The following is a 16,607-nucleotide window of genomic DNA, read 5'->3' as shown; positions in this document are numbered from 1 at the left end:
GGCTGTAATTTATAGTGTAAATTAAGCCGCATTTTAATCAAAAAGATGTATAATACAAGTAAATCATAGTGAAAGGGGCGTCGTGCCTTGGAGGGAATCTTAGATAACTTAAGTTTGGCCGCTAAATCATTGCAGACACAAACGACTAAACTCACAAAACATTATCACGTGACCATTGCTGAATGGCGGCTTTTACGTCAAATTCAAAACCAGGTCATCACACAAGATGCAATGGCTGAAGCCCTGCAGCTCGATACTTCGACTTTAAGCCGGCAGTTAAAAAGTCTCAGCAGCAAGGAATTGGTCTCCAAAACGGCAGTTGGTAAAGATCGCCGTCAATTGGAATATGCATTGACCGCCACTGGCCAGGAGACCCTACAACACATCAACGCGGATTATGATGCGTTGATCGACGCTGTTTTTCATTATTGGCCTGAAGATGAACAGCAGATGATGAAGATCATGTTGAATCGGCTGAGCCGAAGTATTGATCGGGCAGATAGTCTTTTAAACGAAACAACTCATTAACGAAGCGTAACGATTGCTAGAATTCTTAAACAATCGTTACGTTTTTGTTGACGCTTGCTTTAACGGCGGGTATTCGTTACAATTAATCCCAGACTTAAACAATAGGTAAGTAAAATCGAAAAAAGAAACGGGTGTTTACAATGAAAATAGCTGTCGTCACTGATAGTACCAGCTATTTGTCAAAAGAAGACATTGAGCGCTACCAGATTCACGTCGTTCCGATCCCAGTGATCATTGACGGCCGTTCCTATAACGAAGGTGTGGATATCAGCACCGAGGAATTTTGGGATAAATTGCGATCATCTAAATCATTTCCAAGTACCTCTCAACCACCGTTGGGTGAAATGATTCAGTTATACCAGCAGCTAGGTGACGAAGGCTATGACACGATCATTAGCATTCACTTAGCCAGCACAATCTCCGGTTTCGTCAACTCACTGAAACAAGTTAACGAGAACTTGACCAACACTCACGTGGTTGTTTACGATTCACAAATCACCGTGAAGTTGATGGGTTATTTAGCGATTGAGGCGTCAAAATTAGCTGCAGCCGGTAAGTCTGTGGACGAAATCATCTCTCGCTTGGACGCTGTTCGGGCTACGATCGATGAAATTTTCGTGGTAGATGATCTTCAAAACCTTGTGCGCGGTGGTCGGTTGTCAAACGCATCAGGCTTTGTTGGTAGTTTGCTTAAAATCAAGCCACTCTTGACCTTTGATGATGAGAGTCACGAAATCGTGGCTTTTGAAAAAGTTCGCTCACGCAAAAAAGCGTTGCTGCGGGTTGAAGATTTGTTTGCTGAAGCAGTGGCAGCTGCGGATTATCCCATTCGTGCCATTATCATTGATGGTAATGATCCCGAGGGCGGCGATAACTGGCAGAAACAAATTAAAAATAAATTTCCAGAAATTCCTATCGAACGCAGCTACTTTGGGCCAGTGATTGGCACTCATTTAGGGGAAAAATCCCTGGCTTTAGCTTGGCTGATGGATACGGATAAAGCTTAATCTTGCTATTATCATTCGATTTATTCTTAGGGAGTCGCTCATTATGCGACTTCCTTTTTCTTTTACAGAAAGGTTTTGTATTTCCTGATAGCGCTTTATAATGAAGAGGATAAGACATAAAACTCAAGGAGGCTATCTCATGGTGAAAACGAAAGCAATCATGATTGGTGCTGGCTTAGCCAATATGGCAAGTGCGGTCTATCTGATTCAAGAAGCACACTGGTCTGGTAATCAGATCACGTTTTATTCGATTGATGATCATGGCTCAAATGATGGTGATGAGGTAAAGTATGCCAAGGATGATTATTGGAACAAAAATCATCCCACTGAAAACCAGGAAGGCTATATTGCCCGCGGTGGCCGAATGCTTAATTACCGGACCTATGTGGACTTGATGGACTTACTGGGCCGCATCCCATCGGCCACCGAAACCGGCATGACAGCAGCAGCCGATACCCGCGAGTTTGATGCCCGTCACCGGACCTTTGATAAAGCCCGGTTAATGCAGGGCGGCAAAGGCATCATCGATGGTGGTAAACTTGGTCTGAATAATAAGGATCGTGCACTGTTGACCAAATTAATTTTAATGCCAGATGATCAAGAGGAGCGGTTGGATAACGTGACAATAGCGGACTACTTTAATGAAGATCCGCACATGTTCCAAACGAACTTCTGGTATATGTGGGAAACCACCTTTGCCTTTCGAATCCAAAGTTCGGCACAGGAATTACGCCGTTACATGCACCAAATGATTTACGAATTTACGCAAATTGAACATTTAGTGGGGGTCAACCGGACCCGCTATAATCAGTACGAAAGTATTATGTTGCCGTTGGTTAATTATCTGAAAGATCAAGGTTGCAACTTCGTTTTGAATCGCCGAGTGACTGACTGGCACTTCAAGGAAACCCCGCTTCAAGACGAAATCACCGTCACTGGCCTGGTGATGACTAACACAGAGACTGGTGAAGAAGAAACCGTCGACGTGGATGAACAGACCGCCGTCATTTTCACTAATGGCTCGATCACGGATTCAGCAACCATGGGTGACTTCAACACGCCAGCTGCTGAGAATATGGATTATGGTGCTGCTTCAAGTCTCTGGAAGAAAGCAACAGAACACTTCTATAACCTTGGCAATCCAGATAAGTTCTTTGCTGATCGGAACGCCAGCGAATGGAGCAGCTTTACGTTAACCACCAAGAATCACCTGCTCTTAAATGAAATTACGCGGATCACCACTCAGGTTCCTGGCAACGCACTGAATTCGTTTCTATCAACCACGCCAATTACTGATCTGGGTCAAAAAGATGTCAACATGTCCATTGTGGTCCATCATCAACCGCACTTCACCACGCAAAAGCCAAATGAATCAGTGATCTGGGGTTACTTCTTATACCCACGTCGCCACGGTGAATTCGTGGATAAACCCTATATTAAGATGACGGGTAAAGAAATGGCTGAAGAACTCATTGGTCAGCTGTCAAAAGTTGATCCTGGCCCTGGTAACATTATGACCAAAAAGGCTGATATCATGGACAGCATCATCAACTGCATCCCCGTTTACATGCCATATGCCTCCGCACTGTTTAATAACCGGGCTAAAACGGACCGCCCAAATGTGATTCCTAATCACAGTACCAATTTGGCATTTACCGGTGAGTTTGCTGAACAGCCTTATCAAATGGTCTTCACCGAACAAAGTGCCGTTCGTTCAGGAGAGATTGCCGCTTATCATTTTGCTGGCATTCCAATGAGTAAACTCGTTCATAATCCGCGTTACGATAAGGATTTGAAGACATTGGCTAAAGCCACTAAAAAGCTGTTCTCTTAGTTATCATTAACCGTAAAAAGTATCCAATGGTCTGACTTCTAATGACAAGTGGTGATCAGGCCATTTTGTTGATGATACATTAAAATATTTTTCAGTAAAGAGGTCTTTAAATGTCAGAAACAGTATTGATCACGGGTGCTAACAAGGGAATCGGCTTTGAAATTGCCCGCCAGCTCGGCCAAAAGGGTTGGACGATTTTGTTAGGTGCCCGGAACAAAGAACGGGGATTAGCGGCGGTTAAGAAATTGCGGGCGCAAGGTGTAGAAGTTGAATGGGTGCCAATTGATCTCAACGACTTAGCAACCATTCACGTTGCAGCCGATAAAATTGCTAGTGTTCACCCCGAATTAAAGGTACTTGTCAATAATGCCGGTATTGCCGGTGATATGGATGCTGAACCGCTGGCTACCAAGACGGCGGATCTAAAAGCGACACTGGATGTTAATGTTATCGGCAACTTTGAACTGATCAAGACATTTACCCCGATTTTGGAACGTCATCATGGCCGCATCGTTAACATGACAATTCCAGCGGCTGGTAACCGATTCTTTCATCCATTCGCGTACTGTACCAGTAAATCAGCTTTAAACCAGATGACGAAAATGTTTGGTGAAAGTTTCAGGTCACAGCACATCCCAGTAGAAATCTTTGGCGTAGTTCCAGGTGGTATCACCACCGACTTGAATAACCACATGGATAACCGCTTCATGCGCTCGGTGGAAGATGGTGCCGGTTCCGTGGTTAAGTTGATCCTCGATAAGCATCACCATCAGGGTAAAATTGTCACGCGATTTGGCGGTTTAAAATTGGTTAAGAAAGTCATTACGGGTCATTAATTTTTGTGGGAGGAAACATGACAACTTATCAAGACTCATTTACATTTCAATCCGGCGTCACCGTTAAGAACCGTTTAATGATGCCACCCATGACGACGTTACAGAGCTTTTACGATGGGACGATTACCACCGACGAAATCAATTACTATGCGCAACGCGCTAAAGGCGTTGGCGCCGTGATCACTGGAGCAGCAAACGTCACCGATCTAGGTAAGGGATGGCCAGGCGAACTGAGTATTGCTCATGACGCGGATCTACCTGGACTAACTGAGCTAGCAAGTGGGATAAAAGCGCAGAGGGCCAAGGCGTTCGTTCAAATTTTCCATGGCGGACGGATGAGTGATCCGAACGCGTTAAACGGGAAACAGCCCGTTTCTGCCAGCGCGATAGCTGCAGAACATAGTGATGGCTCACCCAAGACCGGCATCCCTCGTGAAATGACCATTGGAGAAATTCACGAAACCATTGCCGGCTTTGGTAACGCTACAAGGCGCGCTATTGAAGCTGGCTTTGATGGCGTTGAAATTCACGGAGCGAACCTGTATCTGATCCAGCAGTTCTACTCACCGCAATCCAACCGGCGAACGGATCAATACGGTGGTGACCGGGCAGGCCGATATACGTTCATTAAAGAAGTGCTCGACAGTGTCTTCACAGCAGTGAAACAATACGCTGACCGGCCATTTGTGGTGGGATACCGGTTTTCCCCAGAGGAGTTCACCACTCCTGGCATTACGTTGGAAGATACCTTTTACCTAGTTGACCAGCTTGTGCAGACGCCATTGGATTATCTGCACGTTTCGTTGGATAAATTTGACCGGGTACCTCAAGCTAAGGCATACCAGGATCAGTCGATCCTTACTTATTTGCACGAACGAATCGCCGGCCGTAAACCACTAGTGGGCGTTGGTGGTGTGCGAACCCGGCAAGATGTGACAGACCTCCTGAAGCATGCTGAATTTGCAGCAGTGGGTCAGCAGCTCTTGATCGATCCAACTTGGGTTCAAAAGCTAGAAAATAAACAAGATGACGATATGATCACCGGTAAATTTGCTGATGCCATTCAATGTACACCGTTTACGCATCCGTTGTATCAATTCTTAGTGCGAAGATATTAGGCAACAATCCAGCTGAACGACTTAATCAATTTTGAAAACATCAAGCGCCCAAGCAGACGTGACTGCTTGGGCGCTTTTTTCATTGCTCACTTCTTTAAGAAATCCTGTGCCCACCAACCATAGACAGGGCTTAACCCCAGAGTCAAAATAGCGATAAACATTTCAGAGAGATAATTAATAGACAGATTATGTTCAAAAATATAGCTAATTGCAAGCTGCAAAACAAACAACATGAGATTCATGTATACAGCAATTGTGAGTGTAAACAGCCAAAAGATAAAATTACCTTTGCCCCATTTGGGATGATGACCAAAATGAACAAATAGATAAGAACCAATAATCCCGAATCGGTGCCGAATTTGTTTCAAATAGTGCAGATCCCGCGAATCCGTCTGAAATTTTGTCATGAGGTCTTGATCCCCCTTTAATAGCGTATCCAGTGAAATTTGGTAGAGATCACTGATTTTAATGAGGGTCGGTATGTCCGGATAGTTATTGCCATTCTCCCAGTTTGAAATTGCTTGCCGGGTAACGTTTAGTAATTCAGCCGCTTGCTGCTGAGTCAGACCTAATGATTGTTGTCGTGCTTTTAACTTATCTTTTAACATACTCATCCTCATCTCTATTATTAAATTGTTTAAGTTCAGTATACTAGCAAGAGGTCGTTACAGCACGACAGGGTTTCTTGCATCCGCGACAAATTGGGAATTTCGGTTGTTGTGGCTTGTATTACCATGCTTAACTCGAGAGGAAGAAAGACGGCTGGTGCCACAGCTTAAATCTTTGAATTTCTAAATCAGTTAAAATCACACTTGTTTTCATCACTTTTAAGCCATAAGCTTACCTTAAGAAGTAGAGGTGACTACCATGAAAACCATCTTGATCGTTGAAGACAGTGATGACATGCAGGGGCTCTTAACCAGTATGCTGTCATCTGATTACCAAGTCATTAGCGCTTATTCAGGTACTGAGGGCCTGCTGCTGTTTAAAAAGTATCCGGTGTCATTAATTTTGTTAGACCGATTATTACCTGGTAAAAGCGGGGATGAGGTGCTACAAATTATTCGACAGACGTCGCAAGTGCCAATCATCATGCTGACGGCATTAGATGATGCCACAGACATTGCTGATTTACTGGTGGCTGGGGCTAATGATTACGTGACGAAGCCCTTTGATATTAACGTGTTAAAAGCGCGAATTATGGTACAGTTGCGACACACAGGGGCTGATGCAAATGATGAACAGCCAATCACTTATCAGCAGTTAACGCTGTATCCACAGGAATTCGTGGTTAAAAAGGGCGCTGTAAGTTGTCCGTTGAAGAAAAAAGAATGTGTAATTCTAACCTTGCTGTTTAAGAACCCGCAGCAAATTTTTACCAGAGAACAGCTTTATGAGCAGGCCTGGCAAACACCTTATATGGGCGATGAAAATACGATCAACGTTCATCTCAGTAATTTGCGCAATAAGTTAGCCAAACTGGATCCAGACCATTCTTATATCAAAACTATCTGGGGAATCGGGGTGCGGTTAGCATGATACCATTAGCCATTATTTTTGTTATTCTGCTTGCCATTTTAACCTACTTCTTGCTGATAATGATGGATCTTAGAACTTTAATCACCCAGTTAAAATTCATTAATCAGCACACCACGAATCAACAGTTGAAAGTCAAAACTCGCAATCCAGTGGTCGTGACTTTGACCCAGCAAATCAATCACATGATTGCCAAGCAGCAAGCCACCCATCAACGGTCAGTTCAAACACAACAACAGTTGGACCTGGCGATTCATAATATTTCTCACGATTTGAGGACACCGTTGACGGTTGCTAGCGGCTACTCACAGTTGTTATTAACAAATGAAAATCTAGCAGAAACTGAGCACCAGCAGGTCAGTAAGTTAAATCAAAATCTGCAGACGTTGTCGAAGCACCTTAACCTGCTCCTGCTATATAACCGGCTATTAGAGAATCGAATCACGATTACTCCTAAGCCGTCAAACCTGTCAAAGCTGCTGACCCAGACCTGCTTGAATTACTACGACGCGTTGCAGCAGAAACAAATTATGACGGACTTGAAAATTGAGCCGAACATCACGTGGCAACTGGATGAAGAAGCGACCACCCGAATTTTACAGAATATTTTGGGTAATATTCTGGATCATGGCTATCAAAAAGCGACCGTTGAACTCAAACACATTGATCAAGGCGTTCAGCTAACAGCAACTAATCAACTGATGACGCCCATCAAGAACTTTGATCGGCTGCTAGATCGTTTTTATACTGAAGACCTATCTCATCGCGAACAAAATGCCGGGTTAGGGCTGTACATTATCGCGGAACTCGTGCGGATGCAGGGCGGTCAGGTTAGCCTGAATACCAAGGATCTGCAATTTCAAATTCAAGTGACGTTTAAGTTAGCGGACACAGAAAAGGATGAGGCCTAAAACAAGGCTTCATCCTTTTTGCTGTTTACAAGTTGCGCTTTCTAAAGGATAAGAAGGCCAATACTAAACAAACAATAATGGTCCCAAATCCGACCAAAAGCAATTGATTCATTTGACCAGATGTGTAGTGGGTAAAGTAAGCAGAATCAACGTTATTTTGAAAACTAAAATACTTCAGCCAATGCTGCTTGGTAAAAATCTGTACCAGAACTGTGATGATCAACGGGAAAAGGATGGTCGTCACCACAGCAGTAATCGTTGAAAAGAAGAGGTACATGACTAACGTTGAGATGGCAAAAATGGCACTGAGTTCTAGTAATTGAATACTTGAGGTTTGAAGTAATTTGATTAAGAAATGACCGGTAATTTTGCCAAACCCATTCTTAAATCCGCCAGCTAAAAAGATGAACAGGTAATAGAAAATCACCTGACAAGCCGAAATTAGCAGAAAGATAACGTACTTGGAAATAAAGTAGTTAAGCCGCGTCATGCCACTGCTGAGCGGATTTTTATAAATCTGTCTCGAAAATTCGAAACCAATCGTCATGATAAATAAGGGTAAAATAAAGTAAATCAGTGCACTCGTTTCACTAGACATCGCTTTAACACATTGGACGCCGGTCCAGACAACTCTTTGATTAGTTGCCTGAAAATTGGAAAGGGCATCAGAGCCACCGCCGATAATACCAATTGTTGATGTCAGGATACTAATGGTTGTCACAATAATCATCAGAATTTGGGTGATGTAAAACCCTTTAGAGTGGAATAAACGATACATATCAGCTCGTGCCATATTAAGCATTAGGGGTCACCTCGTTTTCCGAGACAATTGATTTGAAGTAGTTTTCAAGATTAATGTGCTCACGGACGATAGTAGTGACACTGACTGAGGCAGCCACAAGCATTTCCACCAATGCCGCGTTGTCCAGTGACAAGTCATAAATATTAAGCGTATGCTGATCGATGACTTTAAAATCGTCAATCCCCATCTTATTAAGTACCGTAGCCGCCAGCTTAGGCTGATCAACTTGCAGTTTAATGTACTCGCGGCTTTGAGCATCGAACTCGTCTTTGGTGAGTTCCTTAATAATCGTTCCGTGATCAATAATGCCGAAGCGAGTCGCCATTTGGTAGAGTTCTTCTAGAATATGGCTGGAAATGAGAATCGTCATGCCTTGAGTCTGATTGAGTTTTACCAGTAGCTTACGGAAATCAGCAATGGCAATGGGATCCAAACCGTTAATAGGCTCGTCCAGAATTAAAAAGTCCGGTTTATTGAGTAGGGCGATTGCCAAACCTAATTTTTGCTTCATGCCTAACGAGAAATCCTTAAACTTCTTTTTGCCGGTATCAGTCAGCCCCACGAACTTCAGCGCGTCATCAATAGCATCTTTATCGACGATGCCTTTGATTTTGCAGTAGTAAGTCAGATTCTGCCGAGCCGTTAACTGATTATTGGCAACGGGCGTTTCAATCACGCTGCCGGTTCGTTTCAACTGCTTGGTGTAATCTTTACCGGAGGTTGCACTGAACAATGTAATGCTCCCTTCATTTGGATAAAGCAACTGAACAATCGTTTTTAAAATCGTCGTTTTGCCAGCACCGTTTCTACCAATTAAGCCGTAAATATCACCGGGTTGAATAGTTAAATTAACGTGATTTAGGGCACGCTGTTTACCAAAGGTTTTCGTAATATTTTGTAGCTGTAAGATTGCTGCCATGATTATCATCCCCTTACACTTTTAGAGTAATGGCTTAATGTTAATAGATTATTAATTGAAATCTTAAATGTTTATTAACTGGTTAGGTTTAGTAAATGAGGCATGACTGATCGATTGAAATATCATTCAGATTATATTCAGATTACCACAAAATAACGGCTATCATCTCATTAGCCTTTTGATACAAAGAGGATCTACACGTAGCCTGCTTAAACTTGAATTGGCAATAATATAATTGATTATCAATTTAATATTATTGCTTATCAATTTAATATTATTGTTTTTTAATTATTGATTATCGATAAACGATATGATATTCTAAAACCATCAAATGATGGAGGGGTAATTATCATGTCACGCACATTAAAATATGGGACGAGTACATTATCAGTTTTTCTGTACCTAATACTGATTAGCTTAGTATTTTCATTGGGAGAACCAATTGGCTATGTGATAAATGGTTTTGGCAGCCATTTTGCCCAAAACATTGTTAATAGCAGCGATTATTTGGTCGTCTTGCATCACACACAAGTTTCACAGCACGCAATTGAGCAATTTCCAAATGCTAACTACGGTATTCTAATGGCGGTGGGGCTGACGATTGCGCTGATTGCCTTAATTATTGCCACTTGGGCTGGGCTTCAAATCTTAGAGTCGATAGGCAAAAAGGATTATTTTTCAGTCAATATCATGAAACAGTTGAGACGTCTGGTGATTGCTCAAACGTTGGGTGTTGTCGCGGATCTTCCGCTGGCATCTGCCAATACGTTAGTTCGGTACAAACTGTATCGGATTAATAGCGACCTTATGATTGACTGGACTGACTTAATATCGGATATGATGCTACTCGTAATTATCGGCTTGATCTATTATATTTACCGACAAGCGATAACATTAAAGCAAGAGAACGAGTTGACCATCTAAAAGGAATGTGAATGAAGAATGATTCGAGTAGAATTAAACGTTATGATGGCAAAACGAAATATCACAACGGGTAAGCTAGCCAAGCTCGTTGGCATTACACCGGCGAATATTTCAATCTTAAAAACTGGTAAGGCCAGGGCCATCCGCTTTAGTACCCTGGAGAAGATCTGCCAGGTTTTAGACTGCCAGCCCGGAGATATCCTGCGGTATGTGCCGGAGAGTGAGGATTTCGATTAAGAAAATGACATCAACCGAGAGTGTAATATTAACTGTGTAAGTAACCACTAATCCTAGGCAGGTGGTTACTTCACAGTTTTTATTTTTCTAAAATGAAACTAAGAAGTGATTTTATTATGGCTAGAAAGAAAAGAAATCCCGATGCTGAAAAGCTAGCTGAAACCATTTTAAACGCTTATCAACCTGAATCTGTAGATGACATGCAAGAAGCTCTGAAAGACGTGTTTGGTCCTTTATTTGAGAAAATGCTGCAGGGAGAATTGAACAATCATTTAGGATATGACCCTCATTCGAAAGAACCCAAAGAACATAAGAATCGACGAAATGGCTACGGTAATAAAACGCTTAAAACAAGTTTTGGGGAAGTAGATATTGATGTTCCTAGAGATCGAGATGCCTCTTTTGATCCTGAATTGATTCCAAAGAGAAAGAGAGATGTCTCCGACATCGAAGACAAAGTTCTTTCGATGTATGCTCGTGGAATGAGCCAACGAGATATTGCCGCAACGATTGAAGATATTTATGGTTTTGATATCTCTCATGAAATGATTTCAGATATCACAGATGCTGTACTTCCGGAATTAGAAGAATGGCAAGCACGCCCGTTAGCTAAGTGCTATGCCTTCTTATTTGTTGACTGTATGTATGTTACTTTACGCGAAAACTACGAAGCCAAAGAATACGCGGTGTACACGATTCTTGGGTATGACCTTAAAGGAAACAAAGAAATTTTAGGGGTATGGCTCAACCAAACGGAATCCAAAAATCGCTGGATGCAAGTATTTGATGAATTGAAATCACGTGGTGTGGAAGATGTTTTCTTTATTTCGATGGATGGTGTCTCTGGTCTCGAAGAAGGTGCGAAAGCGATCTTTCCATCGGTCATCGTTCAACGTTGTATCGTTCACCTTGTTCGAAATGCGTTGCGATACATCCCAAGTAAAGACTACAAGGAAGTCTGCAGAGATATGAAAAAGTTTTATGGGGCATCTTCTCTCAATGCAGCACATACCGCTTTCGACAGTTTCCAAAATCGGTGGTCTCACTATTCTGGTGCAATAGATGTATGGAAACGGAACTTCGCTCATGTTGAACAATTGTTTGATTATGGCAGTGCGATTCGAAAAATTATGTATACTACGAATGCCGTTGAAAGTGTCCATTCCAGTTTTAGAAAAGTCACTAAAAAAGGAGCGTTCCCCAATGAGAATGCACTCCTTAAATTGCTTTATTTACGTACAAAAGAGCTACACAAGAAGTGGGCAGGCGGTCATATCCAGAACTGGGCGATGGTGCTCAATCAGTTAATGGTGAACGAGACCTTCACTTCTAGAATTGAAAAATATGCGATCTACCTTCCGTAAGGCTAGGTTTATTTAACTGTACGTTCAAATAGTTTACTCCTAGCTGCTTAAAAATACTGTGAAAGTTTACTCTCTAGAAAACTTTCACAGTTTAGTTGACAAACCCTCTTTGTTAATCTATTTCTTGATATTTTGTTGTCCATTCTTCTAAAGCTGTAAGCACTGGTGAAAATTTTGTTCCTATTTCTGTTAATGAATATTCCACTTTTGGCGGAACTTGTTTGTATACTTCCCTATGAACTATTTTGTACTCCTCTAAAAGACGTAACTGTTTAGTCAATGATGCTTGAGTCACATTTGGAAGTTTTCGTTGCAATTCGCTAAAACGTAATACTCCTTGGCTTAGAAAATATAATATAACCATATTCCATTTCCCACCAATTATTTTTTGAACAGGTGATATAGGACATTGTGCAATAATTTCTTCTTCATTTTCAATTTTCATCTAGTTTCTCCTTAGTATCTTTTTTGATAGTATCTATATTTTTTTTGCGTACTTGTTTCATTTTGCGTATACCCTATAATGTACCTATAACAAATAGAAATTGCAATAAAAACTAGCTTTCAATTTCAAATAAGCGAGGAATGGTGATTAATGAAAAAAATACTTTTACGTGAATATGGTTCAGTAGATGTTCTATTTGAGAGATACGAAGCTCTTCCAACTATTATGGAAAATCAATTAGTAGTTAAGCTGGCAGCAACAGGAGTCAATGATGTTGATGTAGCTATACGAAAAAATGGTTTTCCAGCAACAGTTCTTAGTAAAAAAAAGTTACCTCATTCTTTGGGTCATGAATTTTCAGGAATCGTTACTCAGGTAGGAAAGAATGTCACAAAATTTAAAGTGGGAGACCATGTTATCGGTTTAAATCCATTAGATACCTATTCTGAAAATATTGTAATAGATGAAAATGCCATAATTGATAAAGTGCCAAAAGAGCTAGATTTGATCCCTCTTGGTGGTTTGTTAGTTGCTGCTCTTCCTGCTTGGAGTGCGGTTATTCTTGAGGGAAAAGTGAAGGCTAACCAAAGAGTTTTAATACACGGAGGAGCTGGCGGTGTCGGCAGTATGGCCATTCAATTTGCAAAAAATGCAGGAGCGTATGTCATTACGACAGCGAGAGCTAGGGATAAAGAATATGTAGAATCTCTTGGTGCAGATGAAGTCATTGATTATCAGAATGAGGATTTTGAAGAGCTGGTTAAGGATGTTGATTTAGTGGTACATCTGGTTGATAAAAACACACAGGATAAAAGTTTTAGTGTTATTAAGTCTGGCGGTAAGTTAATGTCCCCGTCGGTTGTACCTGATCAAGAGAAAGCAGAGCAATATAACGTAGAAGCAAAATTTATAAGAGGCGATACTAGTAGTGAAACGCGTGCTTCAATCATTGACTTGTACTCTAATAATAAGTTGTCAATCCATGTGGATAAAATCTATCCTTTTTCATTAGAGGGTGTTAAAACGGCGCATACTGATTTTGAAAAAGGTCCGAATCGCGGAAAGAAAATCATCAAATTTGATGAATAAAATAGCTCTAAATTGTTTAAAAGAGTATGTGTATTTGCAAGTGAGTAGCTATAGATGACTGATCACTTGCATTTATAGAGTCGTGTATTCAATTATTTTTTAAGGTAAGGGTTTACATGGTGGCGGTTCCATACTATTATCTAACTAAATTAAACATTCCTTGGATAGGATGGTCATTGCCAAGCAAGCTAAACCTATCTGTGAGTACGGGCTATTTGTCGTACTCACAGATAGGTTTTTTTGTATGGAAAAAAGGAGGAGAAATTAATTATATTGCTTAAATTTTTTTGAGAAGAGTTTGTCAACTAAACTGTGGAAGTTAATTAGTTAAGTTCCACAGTTTAGTTGACAAACTCCATCAACCTGATATTTGCAGAATCCACCTCGTCCAGTTAAGTAAGCTGAGAGATTCAAGGATAACAATCGTTAAAGCCACCTTATTACAGTCGTTCTTTTAACGAGTTCACAATCCACTGCATATATAGTAGAGCTTCACATATGCGAAGTTTTACTAATCAGTAAAAGCCAGATTTCCTTCCTAAGGAGACCTGGCTTTTGTCATTACATTGTGTAAAATAAGCTAAATTTTTGCTAGTTGCTTCTAATGAGCCAGACTAAATTGAATTGTTAATCGTTGATTAGTTGCCTGAGCGATTTCAGATAACAGTTTAGTCGACGCATTCATTGACCCATTTTCAATTCTAGCAATGGTTGATTGAGGTTTACCAATTAGACTAGCAAAATCACGTTGACTCATACCCATGTCTTCACGTAATTCACGTACTTTAATCGCTACTTCTAAGTTGATATTTTCTTCCTCAACAAGTTTTGCAAACTCAGGATTGTTTTTACTTCTTTCAGCTACATACTCATCAATTTTACTCATTGCTTATTCTCCTTATTAAAATACTGGCTGCGCCGATTTCGAGCAATCATTTTTTCACTTTCCGGTGTTTTGTTCGTTTTTTTGGTAAGCGCATTTGTGATCAAATACTATTTTTTTCATAAACATATGATAGCCTATCTGCTATCACAGGGGAAATTATTTGCTTTATATTTACTTTCTGCGGAGATCAACATACAAACAAACTTCGAGAAAATCTGATTTTTCTAAAATTTAATACCTAACTTTCAAGCTCCCAAGGGATGTCAACTCACTTTGACACCACTAAATCCCCAATGACAACCGAATTTGGCTGAAAATATCTCAATTATGCGCTACATTAAGATTGAACAGGAGGTGGTGGCAACGGACATTCAACTGCAAATCAAACTTAACCGAGAAAGACTAGGGCTAACACAGGATGAACTTGCTGCAAAATTGTATGTGTCACGACAAACCATTTCTAACTGGGAAACGGGGCACAGTTATCCAGATTTAGAAAATCTACTGCGGTTAAGTATATTGTTTGATGTTTCACTTGATGATTTACTGAAAGGAGACGTGGCCGTGATGAAACATGAATTAAGCTACGCACGAACCAGCAAGTGGGCCTGGTTAATGACTCTAATGTTAGGGTTAAGCGCATTATCAATTGGACCGTCAATTAAGTTTTGGGGCTGGTGGGGCTTAGTACTACCTGTTTTACTGGTAAATATTTCACTCTATGCCGGGATTAAAATAGAGCGCTGGAAAGGACAGCATCAGCTGAAAACCTACAGTGAAATTGTCGCTTTCGAGAAGAATAAAGTTATCGATGAAAATGAGCGCCACCACAACGAACTAAAAGATCAAGTTACTCTGGTTGTCACTATGCTCCTATTCATGATAGGGGCTGGCGGACTGGCTCTGCTTGGCTTCTGGTTAGTTAAGTAAACAATTAGATTTAATTTGAACAAAGTCATATGTGTATGAAACGCCAAAAAAGCAGTTCTCCTCATCGTGATCAGGAAAACTGCTTTTTTGTCATAACTGTTTATTTAGTTTACCTATCCTTATTATTTAAAATATCAGGTTTATTCTTATGCAACTGATTCAACGCATCCCGTTGCTGGGTATCGATAATATGGGTATACAATCCCGTAGCTGAGGTAGAACTTTGCCCTAACTGCGTGGCCACCAAATGTTCATTTTTAGTTTCTAAATACAGTTTAGATGCCAAGGTATGGCGCAGCTTATGCGGTGTGATGCGCACGTGGTTAAACGCCGTTGAATATTTGGCAACTAACAGCTCAACCGTTGCTGACGTAATCCGATGCGGCCCATCCGTTCCCTTCGTCAAAAATAGGGCAGGCGTATCAGTAGTTGCCTTATAACGCGGACGACGGATGCGGATGTAACTGGCAATATACGGTAAGACCCACCGTGCAATCGGGACCGAATCCCATTTCCCGCCTTTACGTCGGACGGTCACATTGGCAGCTTTCAAGCTGAGATGGCGGACATCCATATTGGTCAGCTCAGAAACGCGGATGCCCGTCCCCAGCATGAGGGCGTTGATGGCCACGTCACGTTCACAATCACGCTGATAATAGCGCAATCGCCGGGCGTCCAATGACTTCCCATAGTCATCTTGAATGAAATTCAAATAAGCCTTGTCCTGATCGCCTAACATAAGCTGATCCTTAATATGACTAGCACGGGTAGCATAGGTTTCGCTGTCCTGTACCAATGAAACTTTCTTCATCACGTTACGGTAGAAATAGGGCTCACCGTCACTATTCTCCGACTCCGCGGTTAAAAAGCGAAATAAAGCAGATAGGGCATTCAGTGACCGGTTAACCGTCCTGTGGGATAGGGCGCCCTGCGGATGCTGTGCAGTCTGTTTACCGCGGTTCAATAGGTAAGACTTATAAAGTTCAACATCTTGTTTCTTCAGATTTTCAAGCTCCCGAAGACCGACTTGGCTAACAGCGGTTGCCGGGGATATTCCTGAGATGATCAGCCATTCAAAGAAACGTTTAAATTCATTTAAATATTGATAAAGGGTTGCTGGTGACAATGGAACGGATGACTTTGCTAAATAGTAATCGCCAACGAACTCTGGCAATTGCTTAACCAGCGCCTCGTTATGAGCAACGTAGGCGGAATGATCCAAAACAATCAGCCTCCTTTCA

18 protein-coding genes are annotated in these 16,607 nt (G+C 41.4%); 12 read left to right on the top strand and 6 right to left on the bottom strand.

The window, feature by feature from the left end; all coding sequences use genetic code 11:
- The first annotated feature begins 87 nt into the window (after nt 1-87).
- The 5 genes from IWT5_RS07950 to IWT5_RS07930 all read left to right on the top strand — a co-directional run bounded on the left by IWT5_RS07950 (nt 88) and on the right by IWT5_RS07930 (nt 5,323).
- Nucleotides 88-528, top strand: a complete 441-nt coding sequence (locus IWT5_RS07950) for a MarR family winged helix-turn-helix transcriptional regulator (RefSeq protein WP_089109431.1) — start codon at nt 88-90, stop codon at nt 526-528.
- Nucleotides 529-668: 140 nt separating this feature from the next.
- Nucleotides 669-1,535: a DegV family protein gene (locus IWT5_RS07945; RefSeq protein ID WP_089109430.1), complete on the top strand. Its 867-nt coding sequence runs from the start codon at nt 669-671 to the stop codon at nt 1,533-1,535.
- A gap of 139 nt (nt 1,536-1,674) precedes the next feature.
- On the top strand, nt 1,675-3,369 hold the full coding sequence (locus IWT5_RS07940; protein ID WP_089109429.1) for an oleate hydratase: 1,695 nt from the start codon (nt 1,675-1,677) through the stop codon (nt 3,367-3,369).
- Nucleotides 3,370-3,479: 110 nt separating this feature from the next.
- Nucleotides 3,480-4,205, top strand: coding sequence for an SDR family NAD(P)-dependent oxidoreductase (locus IWT5_RS07935; protein WP_089109428.1), 726 nt, complete (start codon nt 3,480-3,482; stop codon nt 4,203-4,205).
- Between the two features lie 17 nt (nt 4,206-4,222).
- Nucleotides 4,223-5,323 carry an NADH-dependent flavin oxidoreductase gene (locus tag IWT5_RS07930; RefSeq protein ID WP_089109427.1) on the top strand — a complete coding sequence of 367 codons (1,101 nt, stop codon included), beginning with the start codon at nt 4,223-4,225 and terminating at the stop codon, nt 5,321-5,323.
- 86 nt (nt 5,324-5,409) lie between these two features.
- On the opposite strand, the gene IWT5_RS07925 is transcribed toward IWT5_RS07930, so the two are convergent.
- Nucleotides 5,410-5,931 (bottom strand): helix-turn-helix transcriptional regulator, encoded by a 522-nt coding sequence (locus tag IWT5_RS07925; RefSeq protein ID WP_089109426.1) that lies wholly within the window; start codon nt 5,929-5,931, stop codon nt 5,410-5,412.
- A 259-nt stretch (nt 5,932-6,190) separates the two neighbouring features.
- Between IWT5_RS07925 and IWT5_RS07920 the strand changes: the two genes are divergently transcribed.
- On the top strand, nt 6,191-6,862 hold the full coding sequence (locus IWT5_RS07920; RefSeq protein WP_089109425.1) for a response regulator transcription factor: 672 nt from the start codon (nt 6,191-6,193) through the stop codon (nt 6,860-6,862).
- Nucleotides 6,859-7,770 (top strand): sensor histidine kinase, encoded by a 912-nt coding sequence (locus tag IWT5_RS07915; protein ID WP_089109424.1) that lies wholly within the window; start codon nt 6,859-6,861, stop codon nt 7,768-7,770. Before IWT5_RS07920 ends, IWT5_RS07915 begins: the two co-directional genes overlap by 4 nt.
- 25 nt (nt 7,771-7,795) lie before the next feature.
- On the opposite strand, the gene IWT5_RS07910 is transcribed toward IWT5_RS07915, so the two are convergent.
- Both IWT5_RS07910 and IWT5_RS07905 read right to left on the bottom strand, forming a co-directional pair.
- Nucleotides 7,796-8,572, bottom strand: coding sequence for a DUF2705 family protein (locus tag IWT5_RS07910; protein ID WP_089109423.1), 777 nt, complete (start codon nt 8,570-8,572; stop codon nt 7,796-7,798).
- The gene (locus tag IWT5_RS07905; protein WP_089109422.1) at nt 8,565-9,491 is read right to left on the bottom strand and encodes an ABC transporter ATP-binding protein; all 927 of its coding nucleotides are present in this window, start codon (nt 9,489-9,491) and stop codon (nt 8,565-8,567) included. The genes IWT5_RS07910 and IWT5_RS07905 overlap by 8 nt, the downstream gene beginning before the upstream one ends.
- 351 nt (nt 9,492-9,842) lie before the next feature.
- Here IWT5_RS07905 and IWT5_RS07900 point away from each other — a divergent pair, with 351 nt between their 5' ends.
- The 3 genes from IWT5_RS07900 (at nt 9,843) to IWT5_RS07890 (ending at nt 12,016) form a co-directional block, all read left to right on the top strand.
- Nucleotides 9,843-10,415 (top strand): DUF2975 domain-containing protein, encoded by a 573-nt coding sequence (locus IWT5_RS07900; protein ID WP_089109421.1) that lies wholly within the window; start codon nt 9,843-9,845, stop codon nt 10,413-10,415.
- Between the two features lie 18 nt (nt 10,416-10,433).
- A complete protein-coding gene (locus IWT5_RS07895; protein ID WP_089109420.1) occupies nt 10,434-10,652 on the top strand; it encodes a helix-turn-helix domain-containing protein in 219 nt (72 codons plus the stop codon).
- Between the two features lie 116 nt (nt 10,653-10,768).
- Entirely contained in the window at nt 10,769-12,016 is a 1,248-nt protein-coding gene (locus tag IWT5_RS07890; RefSeq protein WP_143443090.1) for an IS256 family transposase, read from the top strand.
- A gap of 112 nt (nt 12,017-12,128) precedes the next feature.
- On the opposite strand, the gene IWT5_RS07885 is transcribed toward IWT5_RS07890, so the two are convergent.
- The gene (locus IWT5_RS07885; RefSeq protein ID WP_089109419.1) at nt 12,129-12,461 is read right to left on the bottom strand and encodes a winged helix-turn-helix transcriptional regulator; all 333 of its coding nucleotides are present in this window, start codon (nt 12,459-12,461) and stop codon (nt 12,129-12,131) included.
- Between the two features lie 150 nt (nt 12,462-12,611).
- Between IWT5_RS07885 and IWT5_RS07880 the strand changes: the two genes are divergently transcribed.
- Nucleotides 12,612-13,550, top strand: coding sequence for an NADP-dependent oxidoreductase (locus IWT5_RS07880; RefSeq protein ID WP_089109418.1), 939 nt, complete (start codon nt 12,612-12,614; stop codon nt 13,548-13,550).
- Between the two features lie 601 nt (nt 13,551-14,151).
- Here the strand turns inward: IWT5_RS07880 and IWT5_RS07875 are convergent.
- Nucleotides 14,152-14,436: a helix-turn-helix domain-containing protein gene (locus IWT5_RS07875; protein WP_089109417.1), complete on the bottom strand. Its 285-nt coding sequence runs from the start codon at nt 14,434-14,436 to the stop codon at nt 14,152-14,154.
- Between the two features lie 306 nt (nt 14,437-14,742).
- On the opposite strand from IWT5_RS07875, the gene IWT5_RS07865 reads away from it, so the two are divergent.
- A complete protein-coding gene (locus IWT5_RS07865; RefSeq protein WP_089109416.1) occupies nt 14,743-15,366 on the top strand; it encodes a helix-turn-helix domain-containing protein in 624 nt (207 codons plus the stop codon).
- Between the two features lie 109 nt (nt 15,367-15,475).
- Here the strand turns inward: IWT5_RS07865 and xerS are convergent, their stop codons facing one another.
- Nucleotides 15,476-16,588 carry a tyrosine recombinase XerS gene (xerS, locus tag IWT5_RS07860; RefSeq protein ID WP_089109415.1) on the bottom strand — a complete coding sequence of 371 codons (1,113 nt, stop codon included), beginning with the start codon at nt 16,586-16,588 and terminating at the stop codon, nt 15,476-15,478.
- Nucleotides 16,589-16,607 lie beyond the last annotated feature (19 nt).

The sequence above is a fragment of the Secundilactobacillus mixtipabuli genome, from assembly GCF_002217925.1.
Classification (GTDB): domain Bacteria; phylum Bacillota; class Bacilli; order Lactobacillales; family Lactobacillaceae; genus Secundilactobacillus; species Secundilactobacillus mixtipabuli.
The sequence above is the reverse complement of the archived record's forward strand: the minus strand, read 5'-3'. Positions and strand labels throughout refer to the sequence as shown.